The organism is Lachnospiraceae bacterium JLR.KK008 (genome assembly GCA_037015955.1).
In the GTDB taxonomy this organism is placed as follows: Bacteria; Bacillota; Clostridia; order Lachnospirales; family Lachnospiraceae; genus VSOB01.
This window is the reverse complement of record CP143548.1, coordinates 1252732-1273189: the sequence shown is the minus strand read 5'-3', so window position 1 is coordinate 1273189 and position 20458 is coordinate 1252732. Positions and strand designations below refer to the sequence as shown.

The 20458-nt window shown below is 39.5% G+C and carries 24 protein-coding genes; 4 read left to right on the top strand and 20 right to left on the bottom strand.

Going from position 1 to position 20458, the window contains the following annotated elements:
- Window positions 1-222 precede the first annotated feature (222 nt).
- Window positions 223-648, top strand: a complete 426-nt coding sequence (locus tag V1224_06375; protein ID WWR17052.1) for a helix-turn-helix domain-containing protein — start codon at window positions 223-225, stop codon at window positions 646-648.
- Window positions 649-650: 2 nt separating this feature from the next.
- On the opposite strand, the gene V1224_06370 is transcribed toward V1224_06375, so the two are convergent.
- The 5 genes from V1224_06370 to V1224_06350 are packed head-to-tail and all read right to left on the bottom strand — an operon-like array spanning window position 651 to window position 5588.
- Window positions 651-2252, bottom strand: coding sequence for a CotH kinase family protein (locus tag V1224_06370; protein ID WWR17051.1), 1602 nt, complete (start codon window positions 2250-2252; stop codon window positions 651-653).
- 12 nt (window positions 2253-2264) lie between these two features.
- Window positions 2265-2936 (bottom strand): DUF4956 domain-containing protein, encoded by a 672-nt coding sequence (locus V1224_06365; GenBank protein ID WWR17050.1) that lies wholly within the window; start codon window positions 2934-2936, stop codon window positions 2265-2267.
- A 25-nt stretch (window positions 2937-2961) separates the two neighbouring features.
- Entirely contained in the window at window positions 2962-3654 is a 693-nt protein-coding gene (locus tag V1224_06360) for a polyphosphate polymerase domain-containing protein (GenBank protein WWR17049.1), read from the bottom strand.
- A gap of 33 nt (window positions 3655-3687) precedes the next feature.
- Window positions 3688-4917 carry a HAMP domain-containing sensor histidine kinase gene (locus V1224_06355; protein ID WWR17048.1) on the bottom strand — a complete coding sequence of 410 codons (1230 nt, stop codon included), beginning with the start codon at window positions 4915-4917 and terminating at the stop codon, window positions 3688-3690.
- Window positions 4914-5588, bottom strand: a complete 675-nt coding sequence (locus V1224_06350) for a response regulator transcription factor (GenBank protein WWR17047.1) — start codon at window positions 5586-5588, stop codon at window positions 4914-4916. Before V1224_06350 ends, V1224_06355 begins: the two co-directional genes overlap by 4 nt.
- Window positions 5589-5750: 162 nt before the next feature.
- On the opposite strand from V1224_06350, the gene V1224_06345 reads away from it, so the two are divergent.
- From V1224_06345 to V1224_06335, 3 genes are all read left to right on the top strand, one after another.
- A complete protein-coding gene (locus V1224_06345; protein ID WWR17046.1) occupies window positions 5751-6257 on the top strand; it encodes a sigma-70 family RNA polymerase sigma factor in 507 nt (168 codons plus the stop codon).
- Window positions 6241-6849: a zf-HC2 domain-containing protein gene (locus V1224_06340; GenBank protein WWR17045.1), complete on the top strand. Its 609-nt coding sequence runs from the start codon at window positions 6241-6243 to the stop codon at window positions 6847-6849. The genes V1224_06345 and V1224_06340 overlap by 17 nt, the downstream gene beginning before the upstream one ends.
- 73 nt (window positions 6850-6922) lie before the next feature.
- The gene (locus V1224_06335; GenBank protein ID WWR17044.1) at window positions 6923-7150 is read left to right on the top strand and encodes a hypothetical protein; all 228 of its coding nucleotides are present in this window, start codon (window positions 6923-6925) and stop codon (window positions 7148-7150) included.
- A gap of 38 nt (window positions 7151-7188) precedes the next feature.
- Here V1224_06335 and V1224_06330 read toward each other — a convergent pair whose 3' ends face one another.
- The 15 genes from V1224_06330 to V1224_06260 form a co-directional block, all read right to left on the bottom strand.
- Window positions 7189-8313, bottom strand: coding sequence for a toll/interleukin-1 receptor domain-containing protein (locus V1224_06330; GenBank protein ID WWR17043.1), 1125 nt, complete (start codon window positions 8311-8313; stop codon window positions 7189-7191).
- A gap of 12 nt (window positions 8314-8325) precedes the next feature.
- The gene (locus V1224_06325; protein WWR17042.1) at window positions 8326-8673 is read right to left on the bottom strand and encodes a type II toxin-antitoxin system RelE/ParE family toxin; all 348 of its coding nucleotides are present in this window, start codon (window positions 8671-8673) and stop codon (window positions 8326-8328) included.
- A 1-nt stretch (window position 8674) separates the two neighbouring features.
- A complete protein-coding gene (locus V1224_06320; protein ID WWR17041.1) occupies window positions 8675-8920 on the bottom strand; it encodes a type II toxin-antitoxin system prevent-host-death family antitoxin in 246 nt (81 codons plus the stop codon).
- Window positions 8921-10164: 1244 nt separating this feature from the next.
- Window positions 10165-10698, bottom strand: coding sequence for a hypothetical protein (locus tag V1224_06315; protein ID WWR17040.1), 534 nt, complete (start codon window positions 10696-10698; stop codon window positions 10165-10167).
- Window positions 10699-10740: 42 nt separating this feature from the next.
- Window positions 10741-10893 carry a hypothetical protein gene (locus V1224_06310; GenBank protein WWR17039.1) on the bottom strand — a complete coding sequence of 51 codons (153 nt, stop codon included), beginning with the start codon at window positions 10891-10893 and terminating at the stop codon, window positions 10741-10743.
- Window positions 10883-11101, bottom strand: a complete 219-nt coding sequence (locus V1224_06305) for a hypothetical protein (protein ID WWR17038.1) — start codon at window positions 11099-11101, stop codon at window positions 10883-10885. Before V1224_06305 ends, V1224_06310 begins: the two co-directional genes overlap by 11 nt.
- A gap of 146 nt (window positions 11102-11247) precedes the next feature.
- Window positions 11248-11469 carry a helix-turn-helix transcriptional regulator gene (locus V1224_06300; protein ID WWR17037.1) on the bottom strand — a complete coding sequence of 74 codons (222 nt, stop codon included), beginning with the start codon at window positions 11467-11469 and terminating at the stop codon, window positions 11248-11250.
- Window positions 11470-12585: 1116 nt separating this feature from the next.
- Window positions 12586-14565: a DUF3732 domain-containing protein gene (locus V1224_06295; protein ID WWR17036.1), complete on the bottom strand. Its 1980-nt coding sequence runs from the start codon at window positions 14563-14565 to the stop codon at window positions 12586-12588.
- Between the two features lie 2 nt (window positions 14566-14567).
- The gene (locus tag V1224_06290; GenBank protein ID WWR17035.1) at window positions 14568-15068 is read right to left on the bottom strand and encodes a three component ABC system middle component; all 501 of its coding nucleotides are present in this window, start codon (window positions 15066-15068) and stop codon (window positions 14568-14570) included.
- A gap of 1 nt (window position 15069) precedes the next feature.
- Window positions 15070-16278 (bottom strand): ABC-three component system protein, encoded by a 1209-nt coding sequence (locus tag V1224_06285; GenBank protein ID WWR17034.1) that lies wholly within the window; start codon window positions 16276-16278, stop codon window positions 15070-15072.
- Between the two features lie 174 nt (window positions 16279-16452).
- Window positions 16453-17385, bottom strand: a complete 933-nt coding sequence (gene tsf, locus V1224_06280) for a translation elongation factor Ts (protein ID WWR17033.1) — start codon at window positions 17383-17385, stop codon at window positions 16453-16455.
- Window positions 17386-17430: 45 nt separating this feature from the next.
- On the bottom strand, window positions 17431-18168 hold the full coding sequence (gene rpsB, locus V1224_06275) for a 30S ribosomal protein S2 (GenBank protein ID WWR17032.1): 738 nt from the start codon (window positions 18166-18168) through the stop codon (window positions 17431-17433).
- Between the two features lie 175 nt (window positions 18169-18343).
- Window positions 18344-18967, bottom strand: coding sequence for a hypothetical protein (locus V1224_06270; GenBank protein ID WWR17031.1), 624 nt, complete (start codon window positions 18965-18967; stop codon window positions 18344-18346).
- A 6-nt stretch (window positions 18968-18973) separates the two neighbouring features.
- On the bottom strand, window positions 18974-20137 hold the full coding sequence (locus tag V1224_06265) for a DUF6115 domain-containing protein (protein ID WWR17030.1): 1164 nt from the start codon (window positions 20135-20137) through the stop codon (window positions 18974-18976).
- 3 nt (window positions 20138-20140) lie between these two features.
- Window positions 20141-20455 carry a hypothetical protein gene (locus V1224_06260; protein ID WWR17029.1) on the bottom strand — a complete coding sequence of 105 codons (315 nt, stop codon included), beginning with the start codon at window positions 20453-20455 and terminating at the stop codon, window positions 20141-20143.
- Window positions 20456-20458: the final 3 nt, after the last annotated feature.

Here is a 20458-nt window from a genome sequence, read left to right as displayed (position 1 = left end):
TTATATGATTCTCACCGTCACACCGCAACAAAATATTTCCCGCATATATTATGAACATGTCTCCGGTATGGCCCGAAAGCCCCATTTCATTCACTGTTCTGTTCCTGTATAATAAATGACAGGATACCGCACAGCTTCTGACCGGCTGTCTGCGATGCAAATATTAATTTCAGGGTTCCGCAGCCGGGACTCTCCTCTGGTACTGTCTTTCAGGAGGCCATCATGACAGAAAACAAAAGCACTGCCATTGGCGTCAGAATCAAAAGAAAAAGAAAGGAGCAGATGCTTTCCCAGTCTGACCTTTCTCAAAAATGTAACATCACAGCAGAATTATTATCCAAGATAGAAACCGGAGAGACCCTTCCATCCATGACCGTACTATGCAGATTATCCCGCATATTGAATTGTGATATGAATTGGCTGGCAACAGGTCACTCCTTCCATGCAATAGCTATTTCCATCTGCCGATCCGAGAAAGAACTGATCAGAGGATTCCGCAGACTTCCTGACGCCGAAAAAGAAGAATTGCTGGAAATCCTGCGGATGAAATTAAAAAAACTGCCAAAAGCAATAAAGGAACATGTAAAATCATTCCCTTCCGCAGACAGGTACCATGACAGCTATGCCGGTACCGTCTGCTGTGGATAGGCTCAATCGCCATGGCCTCCCATCTCCATACTTCCCATTATGTTCAGATCAAGATGAGAGGCATCTATCAGGGCATCGGAAATTTCCTGTTCTCTTTCTGTGGAAGGAATCGCCCCTGTAATCTGACCATCTACGGACTGACCACGAAGCCGTACAACCTCATACAGCACATCCGCTGCTGCCTCATATTCTTCATAGGTGTAAAAAACCGTGGGATCGTTCTCAATCAATGGATCGAGCCGGCTGCGGGTGTGATTATAAAAATCATCAAATCCGCCGCCCAAAACATACTCATCCACAAGCTGTTGCAGGTATCCATAATACGTTTCATGATATTCCTCGTTTTCCATCAGTGTGTCAAAAAATTCCGTACCCGAAAAGGCATGGTCGACCGGATCGTTGACCGTAGCTGTCGCATTGTCACTGCCGCTCACTCTATTCTTCTCACTCATTCTCTGTTTCCCATCCTTTCCGTCTTTACCGTCCATCCTTCCCATACCTCCAAATGCAAGATTGTAATCCCATGGAATGATATTCAGCTGTCCTTCTGACTCATACAGATAATAGTTATGCGCCATCATTCCTGAAAGGCTGTCTTCATTCACGGAAAAAACATGAACTGCCATATATTTCAGGAGATTATCCACGTCCATATACGTTTCCAGCTCTATGCCTTCCGAGATATTTTTCAGCGCTTTTACTACGCGCTTATGATCGGCCTCTGTTGTGGCAGTTACCTCGCCCTCCCAGATCGCAGAATAGCTGCCCGGATTATCATCCACATAATTCAGGTTGGCGCCATTTCCTCCCATACGAGGACTGCTGCCATTCCTGTCTTCGCTGGAAGAGCCGCCACTATTTGTGTCTTCCCTCGGAGGGCTGCTGTCATTTCTTCTGCCCATGGGAGGATCGCTGCGTTTTTTGTCACCCATGGGAGGGCCGCCAGCGCCATCGTTTCTGCCGTTCAACTTCATGCTATCCGGTTTATAGAGTTCACCATTTTCCGTTCCATAATTGCGCATCAAGAAACTTTCTTCCACTGCTTCCAGCGCCAGATACACTCCCCAATATTCACCATTGACAGATAGCTCGGCATAATTATACAAAGAAGCATCTGCATCCAGATATTGATACATATCATAAATCAAAGCCTCTTTCATATTGGTCGCATCGGCATAGTTATTATTCAGAATCAGTTTATCCAAACCGTAACATGTCTGTCCATCGACATAATGATCAAATTTCAGCTTCAGACTGTACCGGTCCGTGTCCGGGTCATTGGCAACGGATGTCAGACTTGTATTTCCTTTCGGACGGATCCCAACATGATAAAATGTTTCTCCGTTGATCGTGATGTCGCACGGATAATAGGCCTCCGCAAGAGGGTTTGCGAGCATCTCTTCCCAATCCTCCTCGTCCATGATGATATTGGCGCGGATGACCTCATCCGTATCAAAAAGCATGGACTCATACTCCATTGTGACAGCAGCACCGCCAAGAGTCTCCACGACCGCTCCCCCATAACTCATCGCCACCAGACACAGACCGACAGCGACAGCCATCATAACGACAACGATTTTTGATATGTATTTCTGTGCGATCATACATTTCCCCCGCTAAGACATATATTCGCCGTTATAGCTGACAAGCATTGCGTTCTCCACCCCAGCAATCTCATAGAGCCGATTGACAAATTCTGTCGTGGCGTCTTTTGTGCGAAGCTCCGCAGTCAGCTCGATCCCTGCGCCACTGATCGTCTTGGATTTTACAATATACTGTTCAACACCCTGTCTGATAATATTCAGAGCTTCTCCTTCTGCCTTCTCATCCTGTAAGTTTAAGACAAGAATATAAGGATTGTTACGAATCTTCCGATTGGCAAACAGCCATAAAATCACCCCGATCATGGCGGAGCCGATCACAGCCAGTGGAATCATACCGGCACCGATCACAATACCCGTAGCCAGTGACCAAAACAAGAAAACAATCTCCATCGGTTCTTTGATCGCAGTCCGAAATCGAACGATAGACAGCGCACCGACCATTCCAAGAGAGAGAACCACATTGGAGGTAACTGCCATAATGATAAGCGTTGTCACAAGAGAGAGCCCTACAAGTGTCAGCGCAAAGCCATTCGAATACATGACGCCTGTCAGCGTCTTCTTATAAATGACAAAGATAAACAAGCCAATGACCAAGGCCGCTGTCAACCCTATCAAAGTGTCGATCATAGAAAATTGTGATACATTCTCCAGAAAGCTGGATTTGAATACATCCTGAAAACTCATACCTTGTTCCTCCTGATTCATGTTGTCAGCCGAATCTGCGACAGGCGCCGTATTTCGAATATGCCTGCTGCCGTATCCCGCCTGTCTGCAAAAGCATCCGGATCACTTCCGGCAAAAAAGCATCAAACTTCACTTCCAGAGTCATTTCCCCCGGATTGTCCGCCACACTGATGTCTCTGACCGTCTGTTCCAAAAAATCTCTGTGAAAAAGAGTGCTCCTGATGCAGGAATCGAAGGTGACCCGGACATTTCCGGCAGTATATACATATGGTTCCCGGACATAGGAGACCAGAACTCTGGGACGGAGCTGCTGACTGTTCATTTTGCAATATAACTCCCGCACAAGCCCGAAAGAGTGCTCTTTCATCCACCCGGTATTTCCGGACAGGATTCTCCTGCATTCATCTTCCGTCAATCTCACACCGACTTTCAGGCACAGACTGTTCCATTTCACCTTTTTCTCCAACATAAGGAAGGAAAAATCGTCATTATAATAACGAATACGGAACTTTTCTCTTTTAGAAATACCATTTATTTTCTCCCGCAGCACCTTATCGTCCATATTGTCAAAATAAATACTGCGGATCACATATTGTCCGTCTGCTCCGGCATGTTCATCCGGTTTCATAACCGGACGCAGCCTCTGACGAATGGCAAAGTAATCCGCAGGGCCAATCCGATATTTCAGTTCATGCCGATAAGTATCGTTTTTCGTCATCTTCCACTGCTCCTTTCAAAGCATGATCAGATTCTATTTCAGCTCTGCCTTAAATCCGATCAGCTGATCCTTTTTATATGCGGTAATATCTCCATGATGGTTCCTTGCAATCGCTCTGGCGATAGACAGTCCCACCCCAAAACTTCCATCATAAGGCCGTGATTTGTCTGCACGATAAAAGCGGTCAAACAAGCGGTCAAGCTCCAGACGATCCACATGCTGACAGGTATTTTCCACGACTATAACCGGATGGCGTTTTCTGTACACTGCAACACTTATGCTGCCGCCTTCGTCACAATATTTCACTGCATTGTCTAAGAGAACCGCTAGAAGCCGACGGATCAGCCCCTCATCGCCATAGTAGCTGACAGACGGTCTTATATCAGCAGTCAGTTCTTTTTTGCTCCCGGCTGCCAAAGGCTGAAATTCCGATACAGTGTCCAATGCCGCATCGCTCAGATTAAAAGACCAAAGGCAAAGGTTTACCTGGTCTTCATCCATTCTTGATAACGTAACCAGCTGGTTGATCAGTGTTCTCATTCTCTCGCCTTCGCTTCTCATATCATCAAGCCAACCATTCTTTCCAAATTCCGCTTCCACAATGTCCAAATTCGACAATATGAGCGTCAGAGGCGTTTTTAATTCATGATTTGCATCCGTGATAAACTGTCGCTGCTTTTGATAGCTCTCCGCAACAGGATAGACTGCTTTTCTTGAAATAAGGATAATTAATCCAAGGATAGCAATACCGCTTCCCGCCAGAACCAAAGACGCACTCGTCAGGAAACGCTTTGACATCATCAGATTCATTTCACCGTTCACAAAAACGACTGCCGTTTTATTTTCCGACTGGAATGTGCAGAAACGATAATCAGATACCCATCCTCTTTTCTGACCCTTTTCCAATGCCTTTTCCACATATTCCTGCAACTGCTCTTCCGAGATATTAAAAATAGAATCCACATTTACCTTTTCGATTTGATTCTCCGTTCCAAGCCATACGGTAAAAAAACGGGTACTAAAGGGAGTCTCCCTTGTGATAATATCCCTGTGCGGTCTGCCTCCCGGTGGAAACGGATGTCCCGACTCATCCTTTTTCGGGAATACACCCTCATTGGAAACGATCACATCTGCCAGCGTATCCATTGTATGATTGAGCTGTATTTGATTCATCACGCACATAATCGCAAAGATAGCCAGCAGTACGGTACAGATCGAAACGGTACAGATCAATATGAATTTCCTGCGTAAACTGTAGATCATTCTTTTTCCTCCAGAATATATCCAGCACTGCGTACAAAACGGATTTCCAGCGGTGCATGAAGCGCACCAAACTTTTTTCGCAGATTGGATATGTGAACCCACACCACACTGGTGTCCACATCACTGTCCCATCCCCAGACATGCGACATAAGCTGCTCAGTCGGAACAATCATCTGCGGTTTTTGCATCAGCATTTCCATAATCTGAAACTCCCTGCCGCTTAATGTCTGTATATTATCTTTATAGCTTAACTGATATGTGGACCGGTTCAGAATAACGTCGCCAAGCATCAGCAGATCCGGGCAATAATTGTCTTTCCGCCTCAGCATTGCCCTAGTCCTCGCCAGCAGCTCGGAGACCACAAACGGCTTGGGCAGATAATCGTCCGCTCCGGCATCCAGTCCCTCCACACGCTGCTCCACTTCGGTTCGGGCAGTCAGAAAAAGTACCGGTGTTGTGATCTTCTGCCTGCGCAGCTCCTGTAACACTTGTATACCGTCAGAACCCGGCATCATAATATCCAGTATCAGACCATCATATTCCCCGGCCACAGCATAGGCGAGCGCATCTGTACCATTGGACACACCATCCACAACAAATCGATTGCTCTCAAAAATATGAACCAGTGTTTTTAATAATCTGGGATCATCTTCCGCAATCAGAAGTTTCATCCTTTCACCTCCCTTACTGAAAACAGTTTACCACATCTGCCTAAAGGCAGGCTAAAGCTATTTACATCAATAAAAATCTGCTGACAGGTTTAAATTTTTTCTAAAACCTTGTATGATTTCTATGTTTCCGGAACCTTATAAATGAAAAGAGGTGGTAGTGTAATGGAATTTGAACAGATATACAACACTTATTTTAAATCGGTATACCTCTATATCCGAAAACTTTCCGGTAATGAACATGTTGCGGAGGAAATCACAAGTGAAACATTTTTAAAGGTACTGAAATCCATTGGGGATTTTCGTGGCGAATGTGATATGCGTGTATGGATTTGCCAAATTGCGAAAAATACATACTTTTCATACCCGAAAAAAAGAAACAAAATTGCAAGTGCCAGCGAAACAGAATTGCAGAGTATACGATCCCCAAATGCTCTTATAGATGAACAGATTGTAATACAGGACGAAGCTCAGCGAATAAGAAAAATTTTACATACAATTCCTGACCCTTACAAGGAAATTTTTATGTGGCGCGTGTTTGGAGAACTATCCTTTAAAGAAATAGGCAATCTATATGACAAGACAGATAATTGGGCCTGTGTTACATACCATCGGGCAAGAAAAATGATACAAAGCAGACTGGAGGAGATCAATAATGAAAAGAGAATGTAATATTGTTCGTGATGTGTTGCCATTATACCTTGAAACTATGGTAAACGAAGATACAGCGGTATTTGTAGGGGAACATCTGGAAAATTGTACCGATTGTGCCGCAGAATTTGAACATTTGAAGTCGGGCGGGCAAATTGGTAAGTCAGAAACTCCTCAGAGAAACAATGACATAAATGTAATAACGGCGGTCAAAAAGAAAATCGCCAAAAGAATTTTTAAAATAGTGGCTGCTGTATGTCTTGTATTCGTAGTATTATTTAGTGCAATCATGCTTTATACCGGCATTAGTTACTCTGTGAAGAAGGACAATATTTCACTGTCAGTAAAATCTGACGGCAGGTATACCTATATTATCTTAGAAACCGAAGCCGGAAAATCTCTTTCTTTTGATTCTAAAACGGAAGATATTTTGAATGACCAAAACGAAGTATGCGGTCGGCCAATCACTCTGTATAATTTGCAATATCATAATAATTTTACACAAAATACCAGCTCCATGAGCTGGGGAAGACCTTCGAATGAGGAAAAACAATATCTGGAAGTGATCGTTGAACTGGAAAATGATACATTACAAATTTCCAACACTGAATAACGATTCAGAAGAGAATATTGCAAAAGAGACTGTTTCAAGTTTTGTGTAACCCCTAAAAACTGACATGAGATTTATGAATAGTTATAAACGGACAGAGCCAGCCTTCTGGACCGTCACGGACATCCATAAAGGCACTGTTTTCGTCCGCCTCCACATCGGTGTCAATGCAGTCGCCCATAGCTGCTACGATAACCGCCTCCCCGGAAAGAAGGATGAAGTCAGCTTTGTGGTGACGCGGGTTGACGCAGACCGGAATGTGGCAGTAGGGTTGATTTCGCGGATTATTAAGCAGAATATTTAACTCAAAACAGCAGGGGCATCTTTGTCCCTGCTGCACCACTATTTCAATTGTTCAACATAATCATATCCGTTTTTGGAAACAGTAAAAATTTCTCCTTTATCACCTTTTACTTCAACGAAGCCTCTTTTTACCAATTCATCCAATCCATTCGTCCATCTTAATATCTCTCTTCTATTCTGTGATGTTATAAAATCTTTATTTCTCACTTGAATATACTCACCACTTAAATCCGACGTCTTAATAATTGTCCCGTCCAATGTATCACATGCAGCCTGAAGCATCTGCAATGCTTCTTCACTCAAAGACTGCTCTTTACATATTTCCATTATTCCGGTAATAAACTGATCTCTTTTTTGCTCCCAGCGTACATCTCTTATCTTTTCTAAGCCAAATTCTTCAATAACCATATCCTTAAGCTGACCCAGTTTCTCTTTGACATCATTCAAGTCATTGTCTAATTTAAGACCTATTTTTCGCGGATTGATAGCACCTTTTATCTCCATAAATTCAAAACCCGGAAGTAAGATTGTCGTATACTTCTTTTGCAATACCCATGCTGCTCCCATTTCATTCATGCTGGCAACGCTTTCATAATAGTTATTGGATAAAACAAGAATAATATGTAAGTCAAATTCATCAAACTGCTTTTTCAAATACTCATAAATGTCCTCATCAAGCGGAATACCATATCCAGAGGCTGACGAACAGAATATTTGACTCTCCCTTAGTCCCATGTCCTCCAACAAATTAACCAATATGGATACATAGTCCTTATCTTTTGTTGCATGACTAATGAATATCTTTGGCTTTTTAACTGCCATTTGGCTTTCCTCCAATAATACCGAATTCTGAATACTATTTGGATAATATTTGTCTATATTTTTATAAATCGCCCGTAATCCCCCTTGTAATTCATTAAAGGATTTTTCATCTTTCCAACTATTAAAACCTTGTTTAATTAGTACCAAAATATCCCATATAAACTGATCACTTGTCCTGTCATATATTTCCTGCAACTCTAATTGCACTTCTCGTTTCCACAAAGTAAAGTCCGCATTATCATATATTACGTTGTGAACAGGCAGTCCTCGTCCACCCGTGCTGTGAAATTTTGTCTTTATCTGCTCTGTATCTTCTATAAGCTTTACTAAATCTTCCTTCATCTACATAATCCCCTATTCACCCCAGCAATCTTCTCCTTCTTCAGATATACTGCTAATTCCGAATAGCAACTGTAAAAAATCCTGTTTTTCATTTAGAATACGGATAACCCTTACGGTATCACTCTCAACCCTGTAAAAAATATAATTAGGCTTTATAACCAAATAATGGTAATCTGTTGGATATTCTATCAGATCCTCTAAGCAAGGACCTTCTCCCGGAAACAATTCTAACTGTTTGACAGTTGATGTAATCTCCTTGGCACAGGATTTTGCCTTGCTCTCGCCAAACTGCTTGGCAACATAAGCCTTTATTCCCTGTAGATCATCCAACGCTTTTGGTGTATAAATCAATTTCGGCATTTCACAATCCCAACGCAGCCTCTACTTCATCCGCTGTTAACCACCCCTTTTCTCTAGCAGACTGCTCTCCTTCTTCCAGTTTTGTCAAAAGCTGAATAGTTGCTTTTAATCGATCCAATTCGTCAACATCCACAATAGCGTATGCTCCCCGACCATTCCGAGTCAGATACACTGGTTGGTTTGTTTTTACTTCTTTTAATACTTCTGTATAATTTCGCAAATCTGATATTGGCTTAATATTTGGCATAGTCATCATCTCCTTTGCATTTATTATATGCAATCCACAGATAAATAGCAAGTAAATTAACACGTGAATTTACAGCTGATAGATTACTCCTGATTTTCATTCTTAGCTTGAAGATCACATATAATTACATTGTTAACCATTCTCTCTCCTTTCGTTCTAGTGGCAATATTCGTCACAAGAAACATGATCATCAAATATATAACACATTCTATTTTGAAAGGAACTAATTGCAACGCTACCGAAAAAACAAAATATAACACTATAATAACAATTGTTGAGCTGGTTATGTCTCTGCAAACTAAATAATCCCTATTAGATACATATACCATCTTATTGTCTCTTTATTTGTTATATATTTTATACCAAGCCGAATTTCCATATCTATATTTATTATCTCTTTGGTTTGGCTTATTATCATATGTACTTTTATACCGTTCCAGAACTTGCTGTTGAGTAAACCGTATATCCGTTACTTTGACTCTCAATCTGCTAAATACGGTTTCTCCTGGCAAATGCCCTCAAAAATATATTATTTTGTTTTTCATACTTATTGAGCAACTAAGTACCTAGCAATCCTTGTCCTCTTTCACTGATTAATTACTTTTTCAACCTCTGCAAGCAACTACTCCTTATCCGGTATGTAATACGCATATTTTGAAACAAAAATGTCGCTTGACAAACCACCTAACGCATATTCTGTTGCCAGTGCATCTTTATCCGCACAAAGAATGATTGTTCACACAGCCATATAACTTTACTAGCGTTGTCCTACTTTTATCATTCCCTCTATCATCATGGTCATTATTCAAACATTTAACTCAATGTTTCTTTTAACAAAAACGTATTCAAACAAATCATCAATATTCAAAGTATAAATTTTGTTCCACTCATACTTTGTCAAATAGAAATGAAAATCATCATCTTCTACCGAATAGTTTGCAAACACATCCTACAAATCATTATCTTGTAATTCTAGCCTTTCAGAACCTTCCTCTCTTAATAGGTTGCACAATTTTTTTAATTTTGATCCTTCATATATTCTTTTGTATATAAAATATCATATTGTAATTCATTTGATAGTTTACGTTTAGCAAGACAATACTCATGCAAACGTTTTACCAATTCATCTGCTGAAAGCATATTTCCATATTTTTACTTTTCTCACCTAGAGTAAATCCTGCACCGAAAAATAAAGTTGGCTTTTTTCTGTTCTAAAGAATATTTAGTTTTTCAATACACATATATTATTTTCCTTCTCTATTATTTCTTTTCTTCCTTAAAGCTTTTTGAATAATCTCATCCATATTACTTTCCTTCACTTTTCCCTCTTCATATTTTTGAACTTGAAGCACTGCCTGTATTGATAATGCTTCTTCATGTTCCTGTTCCATAAACAATTCCCTTAAATTTTCTGAATCTAAAGCCGCTTCCAAAACCTGTACTGCATATTCGGAAATATGATCCCATCCACCATACAAATTTTTTACTGCGCAATCAATTTGCTGATAACTTAAAGGCTCTCCCATCCTTTTTTGTTCAATCAATATACCATTAGTATCAGACAAATCTTTCTTATAGCGTCTTCCGGACATTAATTTCATGGCAACAAGATATTCTGCACTGATTGTCCTGATATTCAACACATTAGAATAGGTACGGTAATACTTAAAGTAGTGCGATAATTTAGGATTATAAGAACTCGTATTCTTAAAATCTGCATTCAGCCAGCCATTTGGCAAATCCAAACGGTCACCTAATGTATTAATTGCTTCTTTCATAGCTGATGATGCAGTTATGACTGCATCAATATCGTACGTCATTTAACGAAATCCATAATTGGCAAGAATTGCCGCACCACCAACTAATATAATTTCTGCTGGCGTATTTCTTCCATTCCTTTTTCGGAATTCTTTTGCCAATTCTTTCAAGTAATAATCCAAATTTTCCTTTGTAAAACCTTTTTCAACAGACATTCCTGATCTCGCTTTCCATAATATTAAATCTCATAAACTCAGGAATCGCTTCCTTCAAGCACTGTTCTTTCACATCAAGCGAAGGATCCAGTTTTGCAGCAAGAACAACATCCCTTGGATATAATGGCTCTGACAACGTACAATTCCTTATATCCTTATAATCATTGCACAGTGGGAGTCCATTTTCCCTGCTTAAGTAATCTACCATAGCCAAAAGATAAAAACTTTCCCGATACCATTATCGTTCCCAATAAGTCCTTATTTGATTTTCTTTTAAAATATCAATAATAAAGTCCTTATCCCCCTTATCTTTCACTAAATGGCAGATATTACTTTTATATATTTCAAAATCTTTTAAATTGGGGCATTTTCATCTTCTTTAAAACATTCTGTTAAAAGTTCTTCCATTGTCAAATGGAGCGTCCTCGCTAATTTATATATTGTTTCTGCGGTACATTTTTCAATCTTAGTTTTCCCTTTTACAATATCTGATAATGTAGTGTATGGTACATGGCTTTCTTTCGCACACTGATAAACAGAAAGCTGCTTTTCCTTTAACAAATTCATCAATTCCATTTCTCTATTCTCCATTTCAGGGATTCTTTTTTTATTGATTATAACGGTATATCGTGACAGTGTCAAGAAATGAAAATTCAACATAAAACATTAAAAACCCCTGTAAATGGCATTTCCACACCATCTACAAGGGTCTTCATTTTTATCTATATTCGTCTAATATTGAAAAATTTCTATTGATTCATCTGTTTTGCGAACTTTCCCTTTTTCATGTTACAACCATATATCCCCGGAACTATGTATTTTACTGGCTTTTCAGTAATTTTTAACTACCCTATATCTATACCTTTTCAACTGCATCCCCCCCAATTTCTAACCATTTATAATATCAATAAATATGTTCACACCTTTTTCGGTTCTTGAAACGGTTCATCGAACAACTGCACTAAATGTTACTTCAAAATGACTTAGGCAATGTCCTAGCCACGGAAATTCTTTATTTATTTCATATACCAAATCTGTTGTTTTATATTGCGAATGATAACCCGAATACTGTTCATGTGAAAACTGTCGTCGAAGCCAATAATCATGTATCTTCCGATAAGATTCCCTTGGATTAGTTGCAGAATAGTATTTTTCCAAATCCTTTACACATAAATCGAAATAAAGTACCTTGAAGTGTTTTGCCTCCCTCCCCTTCATTACGCCACACTCATTCTCTTTGTATAATAATACAGAACATCCTCAACAGCAAAGTCATTTTTATTTTCACCATCATCGCTATTGTACCAAATCCATTTAATTACATAATCCCTAAACCACGATTTCTCTTTTAAAGATGTGATAATACAACCAAATGTCCCATAATCTCTAGGGTTTCCACTTCCATAAAATACAATTGTGCCATCAGGCTCACTATTTTTCCTCTAGTGATAACTGTTAAAAGTTTCCTCCAATGCATAATATACACTAGAAACGCTATATTTTTGCTCTTTACTTATTTTACTTTCATAAAGTTTTATTTCTAGCTTTAACATATCCTTTCCTTCATATTTATATAATCCTATTTCTCACGTTCTTATCCTTAATTTTACAAAAACTAATAGCCAAAATCTATATCATTTTTACACATTATGTCATAATATCATCTATCCAAAACGGCCTTTTATATAAAAGCTAATTTTCATCTAGCCATTCTTTGGGTATTAATTTATTATTATCTCCCCTCCACTCTTCCACTAAATTTATATTTTTAATTTCACTCCATGCAGATTCCGAAGCATGTTCTAACACTATAATTTGTATATGTGGATTTGTCTTTTCCAAAGCACTCGACATTGCTTCAAATATTTTTCTAACAGCTAATACATCCTCATCTTCAAGTTGTGGATCTTTCTCCTTTTCATTTTCCTTTTGTGCCAGTTTTTGGGGAAAATATACTTGACTAGGCTGATCATATACAATAAATTGTGGCACCGTAGAATAATTCTGTTCCGCAAAAAACATTTGAAATGCCAATGATACAGAAATGTGGTATGATAACCAATTGGAACCACTCCCTATTTCCCACAAATAATCTTTACGCCCAGTTTTCCCGGTAACCGTAATCGTAAGATTTTTATAATCTATCTCAACATTATCTTCTGGCCTTTCTGTATCCAACATAGGTAATAATTTCATTACCTTTAATTCAATATTTTTCAAAGCTGCTTTAAATTTCTTTTGTATTACAGATTCATTAATTTCTTTCTGCAAATCAGAAATTCTTCCCTTCAATCGTACAATTTCCTCTTGCAGTTCACCATCAAATGCCATGGCTCTATATGCTTCCTCAGCATATTCAACCTTTCCCAAAAAACGTAACATACTTTCCAGCGTATATTTTTGGTTGTATGTTTCATCTTTTTTATTATTTTGTATTTTTATAGACTTTTGAATAGAATTAAGATTTTCAGTTAATTCTGAAATTTTTTCTTGTACAAGAGAGTATTCTCTTTCAAAAGCTACAGGAATTTCTGCAATTTCTTCAGTTTCATATTCAAGTGCCTCCAAGCTACTAACTAACTCTTTCATTTTTTCATCAACATTATGTTTACTTCCACAAAACGGACAAATCTTATTCTTTTTTGTCAGTTCTTCAAACCATTTTGATATATTCAATCTATCAATCTGTATAGTAAGTGTTTTTCGATAATCTTCTATACTTTCAACAAATTGCGTCATTTCCAAATATCGGCTCTTATACTTTGATAATTTTAATGATATTTCATTTTCTCGTTTCCGCAACTCAACTATTTGTTTTGATGAATTTTTAATATTCTTCCCTAATATATAAACATCCGTATTATTTTTTTTAGAAATTTCTTTTAATAAAGCCAGCTTATCTCCGAAACTTAAAGAATCTACTGAAAGTTCTGCTTCAATTAATCCATATTCTTTTGCAACATTAATCCAACCACCTATTTCAATATGCCATCTATCAGATACCTCTTGCATTTTTTCTAATTCACGCTCTTTGCGTTTTAATTTTTTCTCTAAATCACTTAACTCCTGCCTTTTGGCTAAAATTTCAGGCGTTACCGCTCCCAAAACATATGGGAAAATATTTATAAGTTTTGTTCTATGCTCCATTGTATCTGCTTTATAAAATAAAGCATTGGCATTAGCAACTATGTTTTGGGATTGATAACAAAACGCCATCATATCCCGAAATGAAGGTCTATCAGTAAACCCATTTAGTTCTTCCTGTTCTATCTCTAAGAATGAAACTCTTGCTATCTCGTCTAAATGTCTACGAACATTCTTACGTGTCGTATTTTTAGCTGGTATTTCTGGAATTACAATTTTCTGACCCTCCAGCAACATCATATCGTCTGTAGACTTTTGTTGACCTGGTTCTCTTCTTGCTAATAAAATACGTTTACTCTCCAATTTTACCAATACGCCAAACCATGAACATGCATCACGTATTGTATTAACCGGTATTTGACAATTCCCATCTCCTAAACAATAATCAATAATAGGAATGATCGCAGATTTTCCTGTTCTGGAAGCTCCTGTTATTATATTTACCTTTTCAATCTCAAAATCAACTGTTTTAAATGCATATTGTATCTTTTTAGACCACAGTATTATTTTTTCAATTTGAAAATACACTTTTAAAACCTCACTTTTAAAATTTGAGAAATTTCCACTAGTGAAAGTCTTGAACACCATATACCAAATTTTTCAGCAGCATTTCCCATTTTTTTTATATCCTTTGTCTTTGGCTTAAAGTCATTAATATTATCTCTTAACGGTAATATGTATACCTTATCTTGAATAGATATTAACTCTCCGATTATAGATATACGAAGCGCTTCTAATGTCATCATTTTATATTGCTGGCTCAAACCTTGTATTTGAATAATCAAATCATTATTACTGTTTTGTTTCTCAGTAAATTTATCCGCAAAAAAATGCAAACTTGATGATTTCTGTGTTGATGATATAAAAGCAACGACGTCCTTTTTATAAATCATAGGCAATACAACAAATAACAATGGCATTGGTGGCATATTTTGATTTTCCTCCAAATAACCTAGTGAAAAACGAGCTAACAAGTACGCCCCTAATGCCGGATTTTGAACATTATAAAACTCTTTCGTCAGTTTACTCATGCTAACTTTTCACCTCTTTAATCTTCTCCAAATATTGTGGATGCCAACCGACTTCCAGCCCATCCGCCAGCAAATGGTAACAACCATTTTGAAAAAAATCTGGTACACTGACTGATGGCATTTCAATTTGATTCCTTTGACATTTATAATAAATCAATTTTCCCTGTTCTTCTGGTAATTCATTCTTCTTTTCAATCATAATAATTTTCCGTTCCAAATTCCATGAACGTTTTAGTTTTTCTTCATACGATTGCATACTCAAAAAACTTATATCTCCATTATCTGCCCAAATCGTTCTATCTATCGATGCTCGTATAAAATCATTTATCGCCTCAATCTTTTCTGTGTAATCACAATCAATAATCTCCAACTGTGTTATATATGTTCTCTGCTGTTGTAATTCATTTTGAATTTCAAGCTTACTCGGTTTCACTGAATGAGGCATAAGACTATGTTTTTGATTATAATCTCTATAAAGCGCTCTTAATTGTACCTGATAATTCTCAAATGGAATAATTATTGCTTCATTATTTTCAACCATATTTGTTACATTTAAATCTATCCAACCGATAATTCCCATATAAATAGGTTCAATAATATCTGCCGGAATACCAGATTTATCAAATTCTTTCCTTACAGTTATCGTATAATTATCAATACACTTTTTTAATTCAAAATTTTGAATTATTTTGCAAGCCATTTCCATCCTGTCTTGAGCGAAAAAATATTCAATATATTTCTTATACTCTTCTCCAATTTCTTTAAGTATCCCTTTTTCATCATAAAACTCCCTTCTTGCATTCTTCCATGCCAAAACCGCCTCATCATATCTTTCTGCTAAATGAAATCCATTAACGATAGTTCCTTGCTTATTGACATTAAGGAATAAAATAAATTTTACTTTTCCTGGACCAAATACACCAGCTTCTACAGAAATCAACCAATTATACATTGTTTTCCATAAATCAGCCGCCTTATTAGATACCGGATTTCTATTAGAAAGGGCACTTTTTAATTGAATAGCATCCTTGCTTCCGTCTTCATGTTCTACCCCTACATCATCAAATACTTCAACACTCACACTGTCTCCATCTTTACAATTCAACAATTCATATAACATATGATGCGATTGAATCATAAACGCATAAACTTTATCTGGCACATGCGTTTTCTCAATATTAGTTTTTTTAATAACTTCTCCCTTGTCCATACTCACTTCTCCAAAGCATAAGTAGGTTTTCATTTTTTCTATTCTAACATATCTTTTCTCCGTATTCTACCACTTATATTTCCTTGAAATGTAAAAAGCTCCTGTAAACAGTGCTACTACACCGTTTACAAGAACTTCTATTTTAATTATCAATGCGTCGACAAAATACGACAATTATTTCATCTGTTTTGCAACTTCTTCCGCAAAGTTCTCTTCTTTCTTCTCAAGTCCTTCACCTGTCTCAAAACGGACAAATCTCTTGACGGACAGCTTTGCGCCTGTCTCTTTCGCTACCTGATCGATATATTTGGCAACTGTCTGCTTTCCATCTTCTGCCTTTACATAGATCTGATCTACGAGACAGATCTCTTTTAATTCCTTGCTGATACGGCCTTCGATCATGCCGTTGATTACTTTTTCCGGCTTCTGAGACTCCTTCGGATCATTCTGAATCTGTGCCAGAAGAATCTCTTTTTCATGAGCAATATACTCTGCGCTCACTTCATCCCTGGACACATACTTGGGATTCAGCGCAGCGATCTGCATTGCAAGGTTCGTCAATGCCTCTTTCACAGCATCATTCACCACATCAGTATCAGCTTCCACGATAACGCCAATTCTTCCGCCGCCATGTGTATAGGAGACAACACAGCCATGCTCTGCCACAACTTTCTCATATCTTCTGATATTTAAATTCTCACCGATAACGGCTACTTTGTCTACGAGTGCCTCTTTTACTGTCTTCTGGCTGTCCTGGTTCCATGCTTCTGCCAGAAAAGCATCCATGTCTGCAGCATCAGAATTCACTGCCTGCTCGGCAACTGCCGCTACAAAGTTCTGGAAATCAGCATTCTTTGCCACAAAATCTGTCTCGGAATTTACTTCCACAACCGCTGCTGTCGTATCATCTTTTACTATTACTTTGCACAGGCCCTCTGCCGCAATTCTGCTTGCTTTCTTCTCCGCTTTAGCCTGTCCGTTCTTTCTCAAAAATTCTACAGCGGCATCCATGTCGCCATTTGTCTCCGTCAATGCCTTTTTGCAGTCCATCATGCCTGCACCGGTCATCTCACGCAATTCTTTTACCATTGTTGCTGTAATAGCCATGAGTCTGTTCCTCCATTTCTTCTATTTTAATCAGTTGAAACCCGCTTATTCAGCTACAGTCTCCTCTGTCTCGCCAACGTTTTCTTCCGCTTCTGCCGCTTCGCCCTGATTTACCTCGACAACAGCATCCGCCATTTTAGACACGATCAATTTGACTGCTCTGATCGCATCGTCATTTCCAGGGATGATGTAATCCAGTTCTTCCGGATCACAGTTCGTATCACCGATGCCGATTAGAGTAATACCCAATGTATGTGCTTCCTGCACACAGATTCTCTCCTTTTTCGGATCAACAACAAAAATCGCATCCGGGATTCTTGCCATATTTTTAATACCGCCAAGGTTCTTTTCCAGTTTTTCCCATTCTTTTTTCAGTTTAATAACTTCTTTCTTCGGAAGTACATCAAAGGTACCATCCTCAGACATTGTCTCGATCGCTTTCAGACGCTCGATTCTGCTTCTGATTGTCTTAAAGTTGGTGAGCATTCCACCCAGCCATCTCTCATTTACATAAAACATTCCGCAGCGTTCCGCTTCCGCTTTTACTGCATCCTGTGCCTGCTTCTTTGTTCCTACAAAAAGAATCGTACCACCCTGAGACGCAATATCTGCCACTGCTCTGTAGGCCTCGTCTACCTTCCCTACGGATTTCTGCAAATCAATGATATGAATTCCATTTCTCTCCGTAAAAATATAGGGAGCCATTTTAGGATTCCATCTTCTCGTCTGATGTCCGAAGTGAACACCTGCCTCTAACAACTGTTTCATTGAAATAACGCTCATTTTTCTACCTCCATTGGTTATCTTTCTTCCGTGCATTTCTACTCTGTCAGCCACTTCCGCGTCAATGAAGCACCGGTGACAGATCCACACACGTGTTTTTTTGCAACATGCAGATTATACCACATAAAAAGGAATCCTGCAAGAGGATTCCCTGTAAATCACATTATAATGGCTGTCATTCCCCCGTCAGAGCTTTGGCGATTTCATGTGCGGTAGCCCCTTCGGGAATCTCATAATTTCCCGCACACAATTTCTTGTCATACCCATTCTGGCAGAGGAAATCATCAAAAATATCCGCTGACTCTACCAAACCAAGATTGGCCAGCTTTCTGCTGACTGTATGAGAACCTTCCCCGGGATATACCGACACGATCGTTGTCGCTACCGTTTCGGACGGCACAGGTTTGTTTTCATCTTCCAGCGGCTCTTCCGGCTGCCCTTCTTCCGCCTCTCCGTCTGTCTCCGGTAAGACATTTTCTGCATCCGGCTGCTCTTCATCGGGAGTCTGTATCTTACTGTCCGTCTCTTGCGGACCATCCTCCTCATCTTCGTCGTCCTCTTCTTCCGACACATGCTCCCCGGCAGCTTCCTCACTTCCGTCTTCTGACTCCGGTGATACTTCTTCCCCGGTCTCGGAAAGCTCTGTCAATACGCCGTCCACCATCCCCAGTTCTTTTGCCCTGGCTATGACCTCTGCATCTGTCATGGAAGCCGGTTTTCTACTGACAAAAAGGTTCATGATGATCGCAGTCACCACAACGCCAATGCCAAGTCCCCGTAAATAACATTTTAATCTCATATCAGACTAAACCCCTTTAAATAAACCGATCACCAACTTCACTTCCCCGATGCCAAGTCCAAGCTCTCTGGCGATCGCCATATTTGACTTGCCCGCCTTGTGCAATTCTAAAATCTTTTCATTATTGTTTTTTCCGTCATCTCCGGCATTGGCAAAAGAAAGTTTTACTTCAGGCAGTTCGCCCGGTACCGGAATCGTTTCCCTGTTCACCGGCACTGGCTTGGCAGGCTTTCTGGCTGCCGTCTTCTTTTTTGGCTTTTCTTCTTTGACGGGCTCCGTTTCTTTCTGCATCACATCATATGGCACAGATTCCACGACAGGTAGCGATGAAAAAGGAGCAAAAGAAGAAAGCTCCGGTTTTTTCTCTTCCTTCTTTAGTTTCTCCTCCCGTTTCTCTTCGACCATGATCGCCGGATGTGCTGTTTTTTCTGTCTGCTTTTCTACTTGTTTTTCTGCCTGTCTCTCGGCATCTTTCTTCTGTCTGATCCGCGTCTCTTCCGCATCCTTTACCTGCTGCAAGGCTGCTTTCGCAGACTCCCAGGCCGCACGGGCAGATTCCTCCACTGCCTTGGACGACTCCTGCGCTGCTCTCGCCGCTGAAGCCTCCACCGCTCTCACAGACTCCTGTGTTGCCCTGGCCGCCGACGCCTCTACTGCTCTCACAGACTCCTGCGCTGCACGGGCTGCCGATTCCTCCAGCGTCTTCGCAGATTCCTGTACCGTACGGGCTGCCGATTCCTCAATTTCTCTTGCAGATTCCTGTACCGACTCTCTGACTGCCTTTATCCTCTTGTCCACTTCGGCGGCGATCTCTTTCAGATTTTTATGCTTATCGTTCAACATATCATACAGGAAAACAACCTCTTCATTATTTTTATGGATCGATTCCAACACGGTATCTGAATATTCATTGATCGCCATGATCTTCTCATTCGCGATTCGTTCCATGGAGCGTTCCACTTTTTCCGTCGCCTGTGTGATCACTTCCTCTACTACTTCGGAAACCTTTACCTTCACATCCTTCATCTGCTCTTCCAAAAGTTCCCTGAGCAGCTCCTCACCCAGTTTTCTGTCCGCCTCATGTAGTTTTTGTTTTCTCTCGGGAAGTATAAAGCTCAATATAAACACGATAACTCCCAAGCCAAGCAGTATCATTTCAATCGTTTCCATAGTCTATATCTTCATGTCAAAGGACGCCCGCCCTTTCACAACTACCTTTCCGTTTGGATTTTCTTCTTTTTTCTTCCGTCTGCCGCCATCTCCCTGGTATTCATTATCCCCTTTTTCTCTGGCGTCAAATTTTCTGTCCTGTTTTCTCAGATCATCTTTCTGCACGACTTGATTGTGTTTTATATCAAGCTCTTTCTCGAACTTATTTTGAAAATTCTGCTGGTTGATAATCCCCCTATTATCCTCATTCTGTTTGATCGTAGAGTAATCCTGCGTTCTTGATATTACGCCATTCATTTCAACCGGCCCTATTGCCATATC